The sequence below is a fragment of the Pseudomonas sp. MWU13-2100 genome (assembly GCF_023242365.1).
Taxonomy (GTDB): domain Bacteria; phylum Pseudomonadota; class Gammaproteobacteria; order Pseudomonadales; family Pseudomonadaceae; genus Aquipseudomonas.
The window spans coordinates 32,317-48,543 of sequence record NZ_JALLIX010000035.1; the positions used below are offsets into that span (position 1 = coordinate 32,317).

Below are 16,227 nucleotides of genomic sequence, written 5' to 3' on the forward strand. Positions count from 1 at the left end.
CCATGCAGATTTCGGTAAATGAGTTCCTGACACCCCGTCACATTGACGTGCAGGTTGTCAGTCCAACCCGCGCTAAAATCACCCTCGAGCCTCTCGAGCGTGGTTTTGGCCACACCCTGGGCAACGCGCTGCGCCGCATCCTGTTGTCCTCAATGCCAGGCTGTGCAGTAGTCGAGGCCGAGATTGACGGTGTGCTCCACGAGTACAGCGCCATCGAAGGTGTACAGGAAGACGTCATTGAAATCCTGTTGAACCTTAAAGGTCTGGCTATCAAGCTGCACGGCCGTGACGAAGTTACGCTGACCTTGTCGAAGAAGGGTTCGGGGGTGGTTACCGCTGCCGATATTCAGCTGGATCATGATGTCGAGATCGTTAACCCCGATCACGTAATCGCCAACCTGGCGTCTAACGGCGCCTTGAACATGAAGCTCACCGTAGCTCGTGGTCGTGGTTATGAACCAGCAGACTCGCGTCAGAGCGATGAAGACGAAAGCCGCAGCATCGGTCGCTTGCAGCTCGACTCTTCGTTCAGCCCGGTTCGCCGTATCGCTTACGTGGTGGAAAACGCCCGTGTCGAACAGCGTACCAACCTGGACAAGCTGGTTATTGATCTGGAAACCAACGGTACTCTGGATCCTGAAGAGGCTATCCGCCGCGCTGCAACCATCCTGCAACAGCAGTTGGCTGCGTTCGTCGACCTCAAAGGTGACAGTGAGCCAGTGGTAATCGAGCAGGAAGACGAGATCGATCCGATCCTGCTTCGCCCGGTTGACGATCTGGAACTGACTGTACGTTCGGCTAACTGCCTTAAGGCGGAAAACATCTACTACATCGGCGACCTGATTCAGCGTACCGAAGTAGAGCTGTTGAAGACTCCGAACCTGGGCAAGAAATCCTTGACTGAAATCAAGGACGTTCTGGCCTCCCGCGGTCTGTCCCTCGGCATGCGCCTCGACAACTGGCCGCCTGCAAGTCTTAAGAAGGACGACAAGGCGACTGCCTGATCGTCGTAATCACCGAACGTTGTGTTTGGTAAGGAATGAACCATGCGTCATCGTAAAAGTGGTCGTCACCTGAGCCGCACCAGCTCGCACCGCAAGGCCATGTTTCAAAACATGGCAGTGTCGTTGTTCGAGCACGAGCTGATCAAAACGACTCTGCCAAAAGCCAAAGAACTGCGTCGCGTTGCTGAGCCGCTGATCACTCTGGCCAAAGTAGATAGCCTGGCTAACCGCCGTCTGGCTTTCGACCGTACTCGTTCGAAAGCTATCGTTGGTAAGCTCTTCAACGACCTGGGCAAGCGTTACGCTACCCGTGAGGGTGGCTACCTGCGCATCCTCAAGTGCGGTTTCCGCACTGGCGACAACGCGCCTATGGCGTACGTCGAGTTGGTTGATCGTGCTACTGCCGGCGAAGCTGTATCTGCCGAGTAAGACGTCAGTCTGAAACAAGAAACCGGGCCTAGCGCCCGGTTTTTTGTGCGCGCAAGAAACGCATCATTTGTACAAGCTTCTACACTGCCCTGGCTGCACGCTATGAGATGGAGTCTTTGGTAGTAATTTTCTATTGATGTGAGCAGATTAATGAATTTGTGAATGTCATATTGATGATCAATACTCCTTTTCAGCCGATTAGCCGGCGGTTTAAAGACTGACAGAGGAAGACGATCGCATGAGCCAGAACAAAACCCTTACGACTGCCAGTGGTGCTCCCGTCGCTGACAACCAGAATTCCCGTTCCGCCGGCCCCCGCGGCCCGCTGCTGCTCGACGACTTTCACCTGATCGAGAAGCTTGCTCACTTCAATCGTGAAAACATCCCTGAGCGCCGTGTGCATGCCAAGGGCTCGGGTGCCTACGGTACGTTCACCGTCTCCAAGGACATTACCCAATACACCAGCGCCAAGCTGTTCGAGTCCGTGGGCAAGCAGACCCCGACCTTCTTGCGCTTCTCCACCGTGGGTGGCGAGCGCGGTTCGGCTGACACCGAGCGCGATCCTCGCGGCTTCGCCCTGAAGTTCTACACCGAGGAAGGCAACTGGGACATCGTCGGCAACAACACGCCGGTGTTCTTTATCCGCGATCCGCTGAAATTCCCCGACTTTATCCACACCCAGAAGCGCCTGCCGCAAAGCAATCTGAAAAGCGCGCAGATGATGTGGGACTTCTGGTCGCACTCGCCCGAGGCGCTGCACCAGGTCACCATCCTGTTCTCGGACCGTGGAATCCCGGACGGCTACCGTCACATGCACGGCTTTGGCAGTCACACCTACAGCCTGATCAACGCCAAGGGCGAGCGTCACTGGGTAAAATGGCACTACAAGACCAAGCAGGGCATCAAGAACCTGGCACCGGCCGAGGCGGCACGCCTGGCGGGGACTGATCCTGACTACGCCCAACGCGATCTGTTCGGCGCCATCGAGCGCGGCGACTTCCCGAAATGGAGCGTGTGCATCCAGATCATGACCGAGGCCCAGGCCGCGGCACATTACGAGAACCCCTTCGACGTGACCAAGACCTGGTCGCAGAAAGAGTTCCCGCTGATCGAAGTGGGTGAACTGGAGCTCAACCGCAATCCGCTGAACTACTTCGCTGAAGTCGAGCAGGCAGCTTTCGCTCCGAGCAACATGGTGCCGGGTGTTGGCCTGTCGCCGGACCGCATGCTGCAAGGCCGGGTCTTCGCCTACGCTGATGCCCACCGCTACCGTGTCGGCACCAATCACCAGCAACTGCCGGTGAATGCTCCGCGCAGCCCGGTCAACAGCTACCAGCGTGACGGCTCCATGGCCTTTGGCGGCAACGGTGGCGCTACGCCGAACTACGAGCCCAACAGCTACGTCGACGCGCCCAAACAGGCTCCTCGCTACGCTGAGCCGGCCCTGGCCCTCAGTGGTGCGGCGGACCGTTACGATCACCGCGAAGATACCGACTACTACAGTCACGCCGGTGCGTTGTTCCGTCTGATGAGCGCCGAGCAGAAAGCGTTGCTGATCAGCAATATCGCCGGTGCGATGGCGGGCGTTTCCGACGATGTGGTCGAGCGCCAGTTGCAGCACTTCTTCAAGGCCGATCAGGCTTACGGTGAAGGCATCGCCAAGGCGTTGGGCGTAGTGCTGAACTAAGTCTAAACGAGAAGCAAAACCGCCCTCACTTGGGGCGGTTTTTGCGTTTTTTAGGCTGTTTTTCTCGGGAAATCTTCACTTTGTTTGCGCTTTTCCAGTGACCTTGCGGTCAGCTTGGTTCAAAATGCAGCCTTTCAAGCAGGGAGATGTAGGGCTATGCAAGGTAACCAGGCCGTAGTCGATTACCTCAACACGTTGCTGACCGGTGAACTGGCGGCACGTGATCAGTATTTCATCCATTCGCGGATGTACGAGGACTGGGGCTTCAGCAAGCTCTACGAGCGCATCAATCACGAGATGGAAGAAGAGGCACAACACGCCGATGCACTGATGCGTCGGATCCTGATGCTGGAAGGCACGCCGCGCATGCGTCCGGACGATCTGGACATCGGTACCACGGTGCCGGACATGTTCGCCGCCGACCTGCGCCTGGAGTACAAGGTGCGTGCCGCGCTGTGCAAGGGCATTGAGCTCTGTGAGCTGCATCGGGATTACGTCACCCGCGAGATCCTGCGCCAGCAGTTGGCCGATACCGAGGAAGATCACACCTACTGGCTGGAGAAGCAGTTGGGGTTGATCAAGTCCATCGGTTTGCAGAATTACCTGCAGTCGCAGTTCTGAGAATGGCCGCTGCTGCGCAGCGGGTCGCCGGCAAGCCAGCTCCTACAGAGGGATTCGTTGCTCGCAATATCGTGAGGTGACGCTGAACCTGTGGGAGCCGGCTTGCTGACGATAGCGATTTCAGCCCCAATGAAAAAGCCCCTGTCATCACCCAATGACAGGGGCTTTTTCATTCCCAGCGGTTACGCCCGATCGCGCAGCAACAGCGGTTTCAGGTAATGCCCGGTATGGGACTGTGGCATCTCCGCCACTTGCTCCGGCGTACCGACCGCAATGATCTGTCCGCCCTTGGAGCCGCCCTCAGGCCCGAGATCCACCAACCAGTCGGCAGTCTTGATCACATCCAGGTTGTGCTCGATCACCACCACGGTATTGCCGTGGTCGCGCAGGCGGTGCAGCACGTCCAGCAACTGCTGGATATCCGCGAAGTGCAGGCCGGTGGTCGGCTCGTCGAGGATATACAGGGTCTTGCCGGTATCGCGCTTGGACAGCTCGCGGGACAGCTTGACCCGCTGTGCTTCGCCACCGGACAGGGTGGTCGCCGATTGCCCCAGCTTGATATACGACAGACCTACATCCATCAGCGTCTGCAGCTTGCGCGCCAGCGCGGGAACCGCGTCGAAGAACTCCCGGGCCTCCTCGATGGTCATCTCCAGCACCTCGTGGATGCTCTTGCCCTTGTACTTGATCTCGAGGGTTTCGCGGTTGTAACGCTTGCTCTTGCACACGTCGCACGGCACATAGATGTCCGGCAGGAAGTGCATCTCCACCTTGATCAGGCCATCGCCCTGGCAGGCTTCGCAGCGTCCGCCCTTGACGTTGAACGAGAAGCGGCCCGGACCGTAACCCCGTGAACGGGACTCCGGTACCCCGGCGAACAACTCACGGATCGGCGTGAACAAGCCGGTGTAGGTGGCCGGGTTCGAACGCGGGGTGCGCCCGATGGGGCTCTGGTCGATATCCACCACCTTGTCCAGGTGCTGCAGGCCGTTGATGCTGTCGTGGGCCGCGGCTTCCAGCGTGGTCGCGCCATTGAGCGCGGTGGCACTGAGGGGGAACAGGGTGTTGTTGATCAGCGTCGACTTGCCGGAACCGGACACGCCGGTCACGCAGGTCAGCAGACCCAACGGGATCTCCAGGTCGACGTTGCGCAAGTTGTTGCCACGCGCGCCCTTGAGATTCAACACCTGCTTCTTGTTGCGCGGTGTGCGTTTGCCCGGCACCTCAATCTTCACCCGGCCGGACAAGTACTTGCCGGTCAACGAGTCGGGATGGGCCATCACCTCGGCCGGAGTCCCTTCGGCGACGATATGGCCGCCATGCACGCCCGCACCCGGGCCGATGTCGACCACATAATCCGCCAGGCGAATCGCATCTTCATCGTGCTCGACCACGATCACCGTGTTGCCGATGTCGCGCAGGTGCTTCAGGGTGCCGAGCAGGCGGTCGTTGTCCCGCTGGTGCAAACCGATGGACGGCTCATCGAGGATATACAGCACTCCCACCAGGCCGGCACCGATCTGGCTAGCCAGGCGAATGCGCTGCGCCTCGCCACCGGAGAGGGTGTCGGCACTGCGGTCCAGGGACAGATAGTCCAGGCCGACGTTGACCAGGAACTGCAGGCGCTCGCGGATTTCCTTGAGAATCTTGTCGGCGATTTCTCCACGACGGCCGGTCAGCTTCAGCACGGCGAAGTATTCGCAGGCATCGCCGATCGGCAGGTTGGTCACCGCCGGCAGGGTCTTTTCGCCCACCCACACGTGCCGCGCCTCGCGACGCAGGCGCGTGCCACGGCAGTCCGGGCACGGCTGGGTGCTGAGGAACTTGGCCAGCTCTTCACGCACGGTGGCCGATTCGGTCTCGCGGTAACGACGCTCCAGGTTTGGCACGATGCCTTCGAACGGGTGGGAGCGCTTGACGATATCGCCGCGATCGTTGAGGTACTTGAAGTCGACGTTCTGGCTACCGCTGCCTTGCAAGATGGACTTCTGCTGGTCCGCCGGCAGCGTGTTGAACGGCACTTCCAGGCTGAAGCCGTAGTGGGAGGCCAGCGACCCGAGCATCTGGAAGTAATAGACGTTGCGCCGGTCCCAGCCGCGTATCGCGCCCTCGGCCAGGGTCAGTTCGCCATTGACCAGGCGCTTGGTGTCGAAGAACTGCTTCACCCCCAGGCCGTCACAGGTCGGGCAGGCGCCGGCCGGGTTGTTGAAGGAGAACAGCTTGGGTTCCAGCTCGCTGATGGCATGGCCGCAGATCGGGCAGGCGAAACGGGCGGAGAAGATCATCTCCTCGCCGGGTTCGTCGTCCATCGGTGCCACCAGGGCGATGCCGTCCGCCAGCTTCAGCGCGGTCTCGAAGGACTCGGCCAGGCGCTGTTGCAGATCGCCACGGACCTTGAAGCGGTCGACCACCACATCGATGGAATGCTTCTTCTGCTTGTCGAGCTTGGGTACTTCGTCCAGCTCGCAGAGCCGGCCGTTGACCCGCGCGCGGACAAAGCCCTGGGCGCGCAGCTCTTCGAACACCGACAGGTGCTCGCCCTTGCGCTCGCGGATCACCGGCGCCAGCAACATCAGTTTGGAACCTTCGGGCTGGGCCAGCACCAGGTCGACCATCTGGCTGACGGTCTGGGCTTCCAGCGGAATATCGTGGTCCGGGCAGCGTGGGGTGCCTACACGCGCATACAGCAGGCGCAAGTAGTCGTAGATCTCGGTGATGGTACCGACTGTCGAACGCGGGTTATGCGACGTCGACTTCTGCTCGATGGAGATCGCCGGCGACAGGCCTTCGATGGTATCGACGTCAGGTTTTTCCATCATCGACAGGAACTGCCGGGCATAGGCCGACAGTGATTCCACGTAACGGCGTTGCCCTTCGGCGTATAAGGTGTCGAAGGCCAGCGATGATTTGCCGGACCCGGACAAGCCGGTGATCACGATCAGCTTGTCCCGGGGCAGGGTCAGGTCGATGTTCTTCAGGTTGTGGGTTCGAGCCCCACGAATCAGGATCTTGTCCAAGATGGCCTCGCACGGCGGGCGGTAAACGCAAGAGTATAAGGCTAAATACTGGATGGATGCACACTATCGGACGACAGTATTTCAGTCTTGCATGACAGCTCGCGACAAAGCGTCGCCATGTATCCCCACTGTCGATGGGACTGGTAGAATCGCCGCCGGTTCACACGAGGTTTTTCCATGCACGATCCCCACAGCGAACGCATGAGTGGCAGCGAGACCCGCGCGGCAAGCGGTCTGGCCCTGGTGTTCGCTTTCCGTATGCTTGGTATGTTCATGGTGTTGCCGGTTCTGGCTACTTACGGGATGGATCTCGCCGGGGCGACACCGGCTCTGATCGGCCTGGCAATTGGCGCCTATGGCCTGACCCAGGCGGTGTTCCAGATTCCTTTCGGGATCATTTCCGACCGTATCGGCCGCCGCCCGGTGATCTACCTGGGGCTGGTGGTCTTCGCCCTGGGCAGCTTGCTGGCGGCCAACGCCGACTCGATCTGGGGCGTGATCGCCGGCCGGGTCCTGCAAGGCGCCGGGGCGATTTCCGCGGCGGTGATGGCGTTGCTCTCGGACCTGACCCGCGAACAGCACCGGACCAAGGCGATGGCGATGATCGGCATGACCATTGGTCTGTCATTTGCCGTGGCGATGGTGGTCGGTCCGTTGCTGACCCGCGCCTTTGGTCTGTCGGGGTTGTTCCTGGCCACGGGTGGCATGGCGTTGCTGGGAATCCTGATCATCGCCTTCATGGTGCCGCGGGCCATCGGCCCGTTGCAGCACCGTGAGTCCGGCGTGGCTCGCCAGGCGTTGCTGCCGACCCTCAAGCATCCCGACCTGCTGCGCCTGGACCTGGGGATCTTCGTCCTGCACGCGATGCTGATGTCCAGCTTCGTCGCCTTGCCCCTGGCCCTGGTGGAAAAAGCCGGGTTGCCCAAGGAGCAGCACTGGTGGGTCTACCTGACTGCGCTGTTGATTTCCTTCTTCGCCATGATCCCGTTCATCATCTATGGCGAGAAGAAACGCAAAATGAAACGAGTTTTACTCGGCGCCGTGACGACCCTGATGCTCACTGAGCTATTCTTCTGGGAGTTCGGCGACAGTTTGCGGGCCCTGGTGGTGGGTACTGTGGTGTTCTTCTCCGCGTTCAATCTGCTGGAGGCTTCCTTGCCGTCGTTGATCAGCAAGGTTTCACCGGCGGGCGGCAAGGGCACGGCGATGGGGGTGTATTCCACCAGCCAGTTCCTCGGTTCCGCGCTCGGCGGGATCATGGGCGGCTGGATGTTTCAGCACGGCGGTTTGTCGGCGGTTTTCCTTGGATGCGCCGGTCTGGCTGCCCTCTGGCTGGCCTTTGCTGTTACCATGCGCGAACCTCCCTACGTGACGAGCCTGCGCGTGCCGTTATCGCCTGAAGCGATCCGCGAAGCAGGTCTGGTCGATCGCCTTAAGGCACTCGTAGGGGTAACCGATGCAGTAGTGGTGGCCGAAGAGGCCGCCATTTACATCAAATTGGACACCGAATTGTTGGATCGCACGACCCTTGAGCGCCTGGTCAATGAGCCAGCGCCACAAGCGTGCGAAGCCTAGGAGAACGTTATGGCCCGTGGGGTTAACAAAGTCATATTGGTCGGCACGTGCGGCCAGGATCCTGAAGTTCGCTACCTGCCCAATGGCAACGCCGTGACCAACCTGAGTCTGGCGACCAGCGAACAGTGGACCGACAAGCAGACCGGTCAGAAGGTCGAGAAGACCGAGTGGCACCGTGTGTCGATGTTCGGCAAGGTTGCCGAGATTGCCGGCGAGTACCTGCGTAAGGGTTCGCAGGTCTACATCGAAGGCAAGCTGCAGACCCGCGAGTGGGAAAAAGACGGCATCAAGCGCTACACCACTGAAATCGTCGTCGACATGCAGGGCACCATGCAACTGCTGGGTGGCCGTCCACAACAGGGCGACCAACAAGGCGGCGGCTACGACCAGTCCGCGCCACGCCAACAGGCTCCGCGTCCGCAGCAGTCGCGCCCACAGCAGTCGGCCCCGCAGCAATCGCGCCCGGCGCCACAGCAGGCCGCACCGCAGCCGGCTCCGGATTTCGACAGCTTTGATGACGATATTCCGTTCTAGCGCATACCTGAGACTTTTTTGTAAAGTGTCTCTTTGAAGCCCCCGCCCTGCGGGGGCTTTCTCGTTAGTAAGACCCGCCAGTGCTGGAAGAGCATTGCTGTTCGGTGTCTATTGACCGACAGTGCGGATTGCAGGACGTCACCATCCTGCGGTAGTGGCAACCAAGCAACAACGGTTGGCTTGCGACTCAGTCTCTTGAGACTAGCTAAGTAAGCGCTGCGACTACCAGCCCTCCTGGACTTCTCTAGAAAAGACACCCAATGGGCGCCTTTATGACCCGCTTACACCGACGCCCCGCGCAACATGCCCTGCGTCAAATCATCGATGACCGCCTTGCCCATCTCGCCCAGGTAATGCGATGCCCAGGCGTAGCGTTCGCCATCGCTTTCCAGGGCAGCATCGAGGGAGAGTGCTTTGGCGCAATAGAGCAGGAGGGATGCGTGTTCCATGGCTTCCAGAATGGGGACGCCGGGGTTTACGCGAAATAGTTCGCGACCTTGGGAGCCGCACTGGGAGAAGGTGATGACGCCGAGTGTTTTGTTTGGTGGGGGATTGGTCATTGGGCACCTCCGGCGTGGGCCTGGGTGCTGGTTGTTTGAAGGTAAGTCTTTGCTTGAATGAAACCGTCCATGCGCTAACTCCTATACCCGGGGAAATAGCTGCCACGTTCGTTTCCAAGCGAGTGGGTGGCAGCTGTACGCAGGTTGGAAAACCGGGGGTATAGGTCCCGGCAGGACCGAAGTCCTCCCGCGCACAGCCGCCATTGCACGACATTGCAGACAAAGAAACAGCGCCTGCCATCGTGGTTGGGGCGCTGGTGCGCCTATACCCTAAATTCGGGTTTCCAAGCCCGGTCGCTGAATTGACAGCGACAGGGAAAAGGTAGCGCGCACGATGAGGAGCTGCAATGTGACTGGCGGGGGGTATTTAAGTCGAAAAGTTTCAACCGGTATAGAGGATCGTTTAGGAACCCGCTGAGCCCATGAAGCATGTCCAGCCAAGCCCATGACAAAAATCTTCATTTTGGGTTCGGTCGCGCAGTTTTTCTTTAGTCAGCCAAGAAACTTAAGATTTCCAGAATCTCTCAATTTTTTCTTAAGTCGCTAGTTTTATCTCACTGCCTGTTCATTCCCTTGGTGCAAGACCGCAGCCCGGCGATAGCTATCCCCCTCTGGAAAAGGAGCTTCAGATCTTCACATTCTCACGAATATTCCAGCCGTACTTGATGGTCCCGCCGTCCTTGCCGCCGTCGGCGTTCTGGGGTTGGTAGCTGACCTCGACCCTGGCGAAGTTCAGGGAGATGACCTCGCGCAAAATATCATCTGCCGGTTCGCCTTCAGTGTCGTAACTCGACACCATCACCTCCTTTAGCTTGAATACCACATACTCCAGCGGGTTGCTGCCGCCCGCCTTGCGTACCGAGAGCGTGGCTTCGGGGTAGTGCTTGCCCGACGAGCAGGCGGCCATCAGGTTGGGCGAGGATTTGTCCATGAACTTGCCGATGCTCAGGTTACCTATGCTGACTTTACCGGCACCGCCGCCACTGCCGGTGTGCATGCTGCCGGACTGACTCATGGTCCAGCGCAGGGTGTTTACATCGATCTCATCCTTGTGCTGCTGATCTCGGGACTCGCCCTTGATATCGCCCAGTTTTAAAAACATATCGCTTGCCATACAACCTACCTGTCGCTGATGTTCGCCGAAAGTGGCGCCGGAATGCACTTTCTTATCAGCGAGGTATCAACGACAAGCGCTTGAGGTTTTAACAAGACCGGTCTCACTTATATTGCTGATATATCCTACGGTATATCTTGGGTTGGCTGCCTATGCTCCTGCTTCTTCTGATGAGGTCAGGGAGTGGCTGCAATGATTTCCGAGTTGCTGAAGAGCGGGGTGCCCAGCGCTCACCGCAATATCCGCCAGCGGGTTGAGGGTCAGGTGGATATACGGCGTCTGTTTCAGGTCATTGATGCAGATCCGGCGATAGCCGGTGCCGGTGTGGTGTATATCGAAAGTGATTTTTCCGTGGTGACGCTACGTGAATTTCAGCCGATTTGCAGTATTGCGCCGAAGAAGATCGTTTTACGTGAGGCTCCGCGACACATTGCTCCGATTGAATTTGTGCGGGAGCTACAGACACAGCCTCGGGAGTCGCGCTTGGTGATGGAGGCGGTGAATACGGCGTTGGCCTGCACGGGAGCGGTGATTGGTTGGATAGTGGTTTCTAGTGGAACCGTAGCGATACCTTTCACTGCGGGCGCCAGTTCTGTAGTGGCTGCTGCTGGTTATGCAGCAGCAGCGGCAAGTAGCGTGCAGTGCTTGGTTGGAGGGCGTCGCATACGCAACGAAATCAACGAGCCTCAAAGGAATGATTGGCTGGATAGCAACGATTGGTATCGATATACGATGATCGCTTTGGATGCCGTGTCACTTGCTGGTGTCGGAACGGCATCGTTGGTCACTGTCAGACTGATGGGCGTGACGAAGGCTGCTACCGGTAAAAGTACGCAGGAAGTGCTCAGGGGGCTTTCTCGCCAAGAGCGTGCGAAACTGACGAGGGAGCTGCTAAGTCTCCAGCATCCGGGACTGACGTCCAAAATGATCAGGCTGAGGCAGTTGTCTGGTGAGTTCCCCAAGCGGTTTACACCGACGCACATTCGACATGCAACGATGACTCAGATAGTCGATGCAGTTGGCGCATCTGCCAGTTTTGCGGGCAGTGCACTTTCAGGCAATGTGAAGACTGTCGCGCTTGGGTTGTACGAGGAATTCGAGCCATGACTGTTCTGATGGATTTCCGTCGATTTCTGGCTTTTTATTTTCCGGTGTTCATTGTTGGTTTTTTTGCGGCTATTGCATCCGTTTTATTTTCGATCTCCTGGGTGACGGATAGCTTTTATCAAGAGGACACCGGCGTGTACATATTGGTAATAGAAAGCCTGTTAGCAGTGATCATCGTACACAGCCATTTCATGGTCTTGCGCGGGAGGCCCCAATGGGTTTGGGGTGTCGTCGGTGTGCTGGTGATCTGCCTGCTGAGTCCGCTGTCGGCAACCCACTATAGGACTGATCAATTCACCTGGGTTCTAGCGGTATTGTTTCCGCTGCTGGGCCTGTTTGTACTTAACAGCAAACGTCATAAAAAAATGCGGTGCAAGATGGCTCAAGTCCGACGTCATCGTGAAGTCGTGATCAAAGCCCTGAAAGTCCCTTGCACACCCGGAAAGGGAGTGCGTTAGTCAGCAGTGTGAGTGCCTTCTACTCACTCACTTCCCGCGAAGCCTTCCCCAGGGTTTCCCACAATTCACGCATGGTCGGATTCTGATTCGCCAGCGAACAATAGGCGCGAATCTCCAGACCGGTATTCCATTCATTACCGCCGGCTTTCACCAGTTGCCCGCTTCCCACGGCTGTAGCAGCGGCGCTCTGCGGTAGCCAAGCCACGCCATACCCTTCGATGGCCATCTGCATCAGCAACATGGTCATGTCGGCCTCGTAGCAACGGGTCAGTTCGCAGGGCGTAGCCGCGTTCTTGAGGATCAGGTCGGCCACGCGTCCGAGAAAGGTCGTGGCGGTGTAAGCCAGGTACGGGACCGCTTTGCCGGCCTTGCCAGGCAGTCGATACAGCGGCTTACCACTACGGTCTGGGGCACAGAACGGCAGAAAGGTGTCTCGCCCCAGGGGCAGGCTGGCGAATTTGTCGGCGTCGATCAGGATCGGCGCCTGGGGATGATGGTACACGATCATCAGGTCGCAATTACCTTCCGCCAAGGCAATCACCGCGTCGTGGATATTCGCCGCGACCACCCGCACGTTGAAGGGCTCGTGGTGCTTTTGGAATTGCGCCAGCCACTTGGGCAGGAAGGTGATCGACAGGCTGTGGCCCGCCGTGATCTGAATCGAACGCCCAGGCATTTTTTCATCCTGGCGCAGGGTCGAGCGTAATTCCAGCAGGGCCGCCAGTGCCTCGCGGCCCTGTTCGCAAAACAGTTGGCCGGCCTGGGTCAGTTGTACCGGGTAGGTGCCACGGTCGACCAGTTGCGCACCGACCCAATCTTCCAGCGAGCGAATACGCCGTGACAGCGCCGATTGAGTGACGCAGCGCACCTCGGCGGCCCGGGAGAAGTTCTTGTATTGCTCGATCGCCAACAGATCGTCCAGCCACTTGATTTGCATGCTGCCCACCTCGGTCGCGGTGACCACGAGTCTACGTCAGCGACCGCCGGGCTTCGTCGGCTTTTTCATAACTATTCCAAAAGCGCATCGGGCGATGGCTATTACTCATCATCTGCCGATCCGGCTCACCCTAGAATCGGCCCATGGACACGGTCCGCTGTAGGCGCTGGCTTGTCGGGACGCCGCATCGCAACGATGAGGCCCGTGAGTCTTGCATCGATCATGCGGACGCCATCGCTGGCAAGCCAGCCCTACAAAGGACCGAGGTGTTGGTAAGTGATGTATTTGGACGCGGCGCTGCAGAGCGGCCGGGCCAACGAGTCTTTTCCTGCCAAGCAAAAAACCGACAACAGACTTGAGGGAAACACCATGAACAAAAACAGATTGCCCCGTCATATCGCCATCGGCATTGCCGCCGGGGTCCTGGTCGGCTGGCTGTGCCATCACTTCGCGGCGGACGCCAAAGCCGCCAAGGACATCGCCGCCTACTTCTCGATGGTCACCGACATCTTCCTGCGAATGATCAAGATGATTATCGCGCCTCTGGTATTCGCCACCCTGGTGGGCGGTATCGCCAGCCTCGGCAGTTCGCGTTCGGTGGGCCGTATCGGCAGCCGCGCGATGGCCTGGTTTATCAGCGCCTCGCTGATCTCCCTGTTGATCGGCATGCTGCTGGTCAATCTGTTCCAGCCAGGGGCCGGGATGAACCTGCACCTCGACCACCAGGGCGCGGTCGCGGCGCAGGTGGTGAACACCGGCGACTTCAGCCTCAAGGTGTTTGTCAGCCACGTGTTCCCGCGCAGTATTGCCGAAGCCATGGCCAATAACGAGATCCTGCAGATCGTGGTGTTCTCGCTGTTTTTCGGTTTCGCCCTGGCGGGTCTGAAGCAGGCCGGTTTCACCCGCATCACCAGCCTGGTGGATGAACTGGCCAAGGTGATGTTCAAGATCACTGACTACGTCATGGCCTTCGCGCCTATCGGTGTGTTCGCCGCCATCGCCAGCGCGATCACCACCGAAGGCCTCGGCCTGTTGCTGGACTACGGCAAGCTGATCACCGAGTTCTACCTGGGCATCGCCATTCTCTGGGCAGTGCTGTTCGGTGCCGGCTACCTGTTTCTCGGGCGTTCGGTGTTCACCCTTGGCAAGCTGATCAAGGAACCCATCCTGTTGGCGTTTTCCACGGCCAGCAGTGAGTCCGCCTACCCGAAAACCATGGAGGCCCTGGAGAAGTTCGGCGCACCGAAACGCGTGTCCAGCTTCGTCCTGCCTCTCGGTTATTCGTTCAACCTGGACGGCTCGATGATGTATCAGTCCTTTGCCATCCTGTTTATCGCCCAGGCCTACAACATCGAGCTGAGCTTCACCCAGCAGTTGCTGATCCTGCTGACCCTGATGGTCACCAGCAAAGGCATGGCCGGTGTCGCCCGGGCCTCGGTCGTGGTGGTGGCCGCGACCCTGCCGATGTTCAACCTGCCCGAAGCCGGCCTGTTGTTGATCATCGGTATCGACCAGTTCCTCGATATGGCGCGCACCGCGACCAACGTGGTCGGCAACAGTATCGCCACCGCAGTGGTGGCCCGCGCCGAGCAGGCGCATGAGGCCGAGGAGGAGACGTTGCCCACCGCCCCATCCGTTGCGCTGGCGCGTACCCCGGCGACCGCGGCTTGAGAACCTTGACCATGAATACCCAAGGCAAAAACTCCACGGCACTGCCGGTCACCCGCAAGCTCGGCATTGTCGGTGGCCTGGGTTCGCTGGCTGGTGGCGATCTGTTCTTCAAACTGGTCAAGTCCAGGGCGGTGCTGGCGGATCAGGGGCGCTACCATTTCCTCTTCGAACAGCATCCGTTCAAGGACGTGCTGCTGCCCCTGGACCGCGAAGCGAGCATGACCGCACGCAAGTTCTATGTGTTCCAGGTCTGCCAGTCCTTCGAGACCGGTGGGGTCGACGCGGTGGTGCTGCCCTGTTTCGCCAGCCAGACGTTCCGTGAGGAAATCCAGCAGGAACTGGGGATTCCGGTCCTCGACCTGATGGCCGCCCTGGCCGAACATATTCGCCGGATCGCCGAGCCGGACACGCGGCTGGGGATTCTGGCCTCGGATTATGTGCGTCACTCCGGCTTGTTCGAGCGCTACCTGGGGGGCGACTTCCAGTTGGTCTATCCGCCCGAACCGGAGCAGCGCAGCCTGATGGACGCCATGTACGGCCTCAACGGCATCAAGGACGGCTACCTGCAAGGTGTACCGCTGGAAGGTGTGTACCAGGCCTGCCTGGCGCTGCAGGCGCAAGGCGCGAACCTGATCGTGCCGGGGCTGACCGAGCTTTCGCTGGTCTGCGCCGATTTGCAGCGGCGCGGCCTGAGCGTGCTCGACATCAACGAGATCTATGCCGCCGCCGTGACCACGGCCGATGATGAGCCAACCCATGCTCCGTTCAAACTGGGCATCGTCGGCGGTGTCGGTCCGGCTGCCACCGTGGACTTCATGGCCAAGGTGGTCCGCCACACTCCGGCGGGGCGGGACCAGGAGCATATCAAGATGGTGGTGGAGCAGAATCCGCAGATCCCGGACCGTACGGCCAATCTGCTGTTCGACGAAGCCGACCCGACCCTGGCGCTCTACGCCACCTGCAAGCGTCTGGAAAGTGCCGGCGCGCAGGCCATCGCGATTCCGTGCAACACCGCCCATGCCTTCGTCGAGCGGCTGCAGCCTTACCTGCGGGTGCCGATCGTCAACATGCTCAGCGAAACCGTCGAGGCGATTGCGCGACAGCATGGCAGCGGCAAGCACATCGGCTTGCTCGCCACCACGGGCACGGTACAGAGCCAGGTCTACCACCAGGCCGCCCGCCATGCCGGTTTAACCCTGCTGATCCCCGGCTTCGACTATCAGGAGCTGGTGATGAGCGCCATTTATGGCGAGCGCGGCATCAAGGCGGGTTTCACCGATGGCCTGTGCAAGGAGCAATTGCTGCTGGCGGTCGAGCACCTGTGTGAGCTGGGCGCCGAGGTGATTATCCTGGGTTGCACGGAGCTGCCGCTGGTACTCAGCCACCGCGACGACTTCCAGGTGCGCGGCCACCATGTGGCGTTGGTGGACCCGACGACCGTGCTGGCGCTGCGTTGTGTCAGCCTGGCGGTGTCCGATGGTGGAAGAGCTCATTACAGCTCTGGCCTCTGAGG

Annotated in this window: 14 protein-coding genes; 10 read left to right on the forward strand and 4 right to left on the reverse strand. The window is 59.4% G+C overall.

Going from position 1 to position 16,227, the window contains the following annotated elements; all coding sequences use genetic code 11:
• Positions 1-2 precede the first annotated feature (2 nt).
• The 4 genes from M5B99_RS21750 (at position 3) to bfr (ending at position 3,741) form a co-directional block, all read left to right on the forward strand.
• Positions 3-1,004, forward strand: a complete 1,002-nt coding sequence (locus tag M5B99_RS21750) for a DNA-directed RNA polymerase subunit alpha (RefSeq protein WP_003176403.1) — start codon at positions 3-5, stop codon at positions 1,002-1,004.
• 42 nt (positions 1,005-1,046) lie between these two features.
• Positions 1,047-1,433, forward strand: a complete 387-nt coding sequence (rplQ, locus tag M5B99_RS21755) for a 50S ribosomal protein L17 (protein ID WP_100944360.1) — start codon at positions 1,047-1,049, stop codon at positions 1,431-1,433.
• 238 nt (positions 1,434-1,671) lie between these two features.
• A complete protein-coding gene (locus tag M5B99_RS21760) occupies positions 1,672-3,120 on the forward strand; it encodes a catalase (protein ID WP_248805922.1) in 1,449 nt (482 codons plus the stop codon).
• 156 nt (positions 3,121-3,276) lie between these two features.
• Positions 3,277-3,741: a bacterioferritin gene (gene bfr / locus M5B99_RS21765; protein ID WP_248805923.1), complete on the forward strand. Its 465-nt coding sequence runs from the start codon at positions 3,277-3,279 to the stop codon at positions 3,739-3,741.
• 182 nt (positions 3,742-3,923) lie between these two features.
• Here the strand turns inward: bfr and uvrA are convergent, their stop codons facing one another.
• The gene (uvrA, locus tag M5B99_RS21770) at positions 3,924-6,758 is read right to left on the reverse strand and encodes an excinuclease ABC subunit UvrA (RefSeq protein WP_248805924.1); all 2,835 of its coding nucleotides are present in this window, start codon (positions 6,756-6,758) and stop codon (positions 3,924-3,926) included.
• 177 nt (positions 6,759-6,935) lie between these two features.
• Here uvrA and M5B99_RS21775 point away from each other — a divergent pair, with 177 nt between their 5' ends.
• Positions 6,936-8,333, forward strand: a complete 1,398-nt coding sequence (locus M5B99_RS21775; RefSeq protein WP_248805925.1) for an MFS transporter — start codon at positions 6,936-6,938, stop codon at positions 8,331-8,333.
• 9 nt (positions 8,334-8,342) lie between these two features.
• On the forward strand, positions 8,343-8,867 hold the full coding sequence (locus M5B99_RS21780) for a single-stranded DNA-binding protein (RefSeq protein ID WP_248805926.1): 525 nt from the start codon (positions 8,343-8,345) through the stop codon (positions 8,865-8,867).
• Positions 8,868-9,148: 281 nt separating this feature from the next.
• Here M5B99_RS21780 and M5B99_RS21785 read toward each other — a convergent pair whose 3' ends face one another.
• Together M5B99_RS21785 and M5B99_RS21790 are read right to left on the reverse strand one after the other, a co-directional pair.
• A complete protein-coding gene (locus M5B99_RS21785; protein WP_152742147.1) occupies positions 9,149-9,427 on the reverse strand; it encodes a DUF3077 domain-containing protein in 279 nt (92 codons plus the stop codon).
• A gap of 625 nt (positions 9,428-10,052) precedes the next feature.
• Positions 10,053-10,541: an Hcp family type VI secretion system effector gene (locus M5B99_RS21790; protein ID WP_248805927.1), complete on the reverse strand. Its 489-nt coding sequence runs from the start codon at positions 10,539-10,541 to the stop codon at positions 10,053-10,055.
• Positions 10,542-10,733: 192 nt separating this feature from the next.
• On the opposite strand from M5B99_RS21790, the gene M5B99_RS21795 reads away from it, so the two are divergent.
• Entirely contained in the window at positions 10,734-11,648 is a 915-nt protein-coding gene (locus tag M5B99_RS21795) for an NAD synthetase (protein ID WP_248805928.1), read from the forward strand.
• The gene (locus M5B99_RS21800; protein ID WP_248805929.1) at positions 11,645-12,106 is read left to right on the forward strand and encodes a hypothetical protein; all 462 of its coding nucleotides are present in this window, start codon (positions 11,645-11,647) and stop codon (positions 12,104-12,106) included. Before M5B99_RS21795 ends, M5B99_RS21800 begins: the two co-directional genes overlap by 4 nt.
• 19 nt (positions 12,107-12,125) lie before the next feature.
• On the opposite strand, the gene M5B99_RS21805 is transcribed toward M5B99_RS21800, so the two are convergent.
• Positions 12,126-13,043: a LysR substrate-binding domain-containing protein gene (locus tag M5B99_RS21805; protein WP_248805930.1), complete on the reverse strand. Its 918-nt coding sequence runs from the start codon at positions 13,041-13,043 to the stop codon at positions 12,126-12,128.
• 369 nt (positions 13,044-13,412) lie between these two features.
• Here M5B99_RS21805 and M5B99_RS21810 point away from each other — a divergent pair, with 369 nt between their 5' ends.
• Both M5B99_RS21810 and M5B99_RS21815 read left to right on the forward strand, forming a co-directional pair.
• Positions 13,413-14,714, forward strand: coding sequence for a dicarboxylate/amino acid:cation symporter (locus M5B99_RS21810; protein ID WP_248805931.1), 1,302 nt, complete (start codon positions 13,413-13,415; stop codon positions 14,712-14,714).
• Positions 14,715-14,725: 11 nt separating this feature from the next.
• Positions 14,726-16,225 (forward strand): amino acid racemase, encoded by a 1,500-nt coding sequence (locus tag M5B99_RS21815; RefSeq protein ID WP_248805932.1) that lies wholly within the window; start codon positions 14,726-14,728, stop codon positions 16,223-16,225.
• The last annotated feature ends 2 nt before the right edge of the window (positions 16,226-16,227 follow it).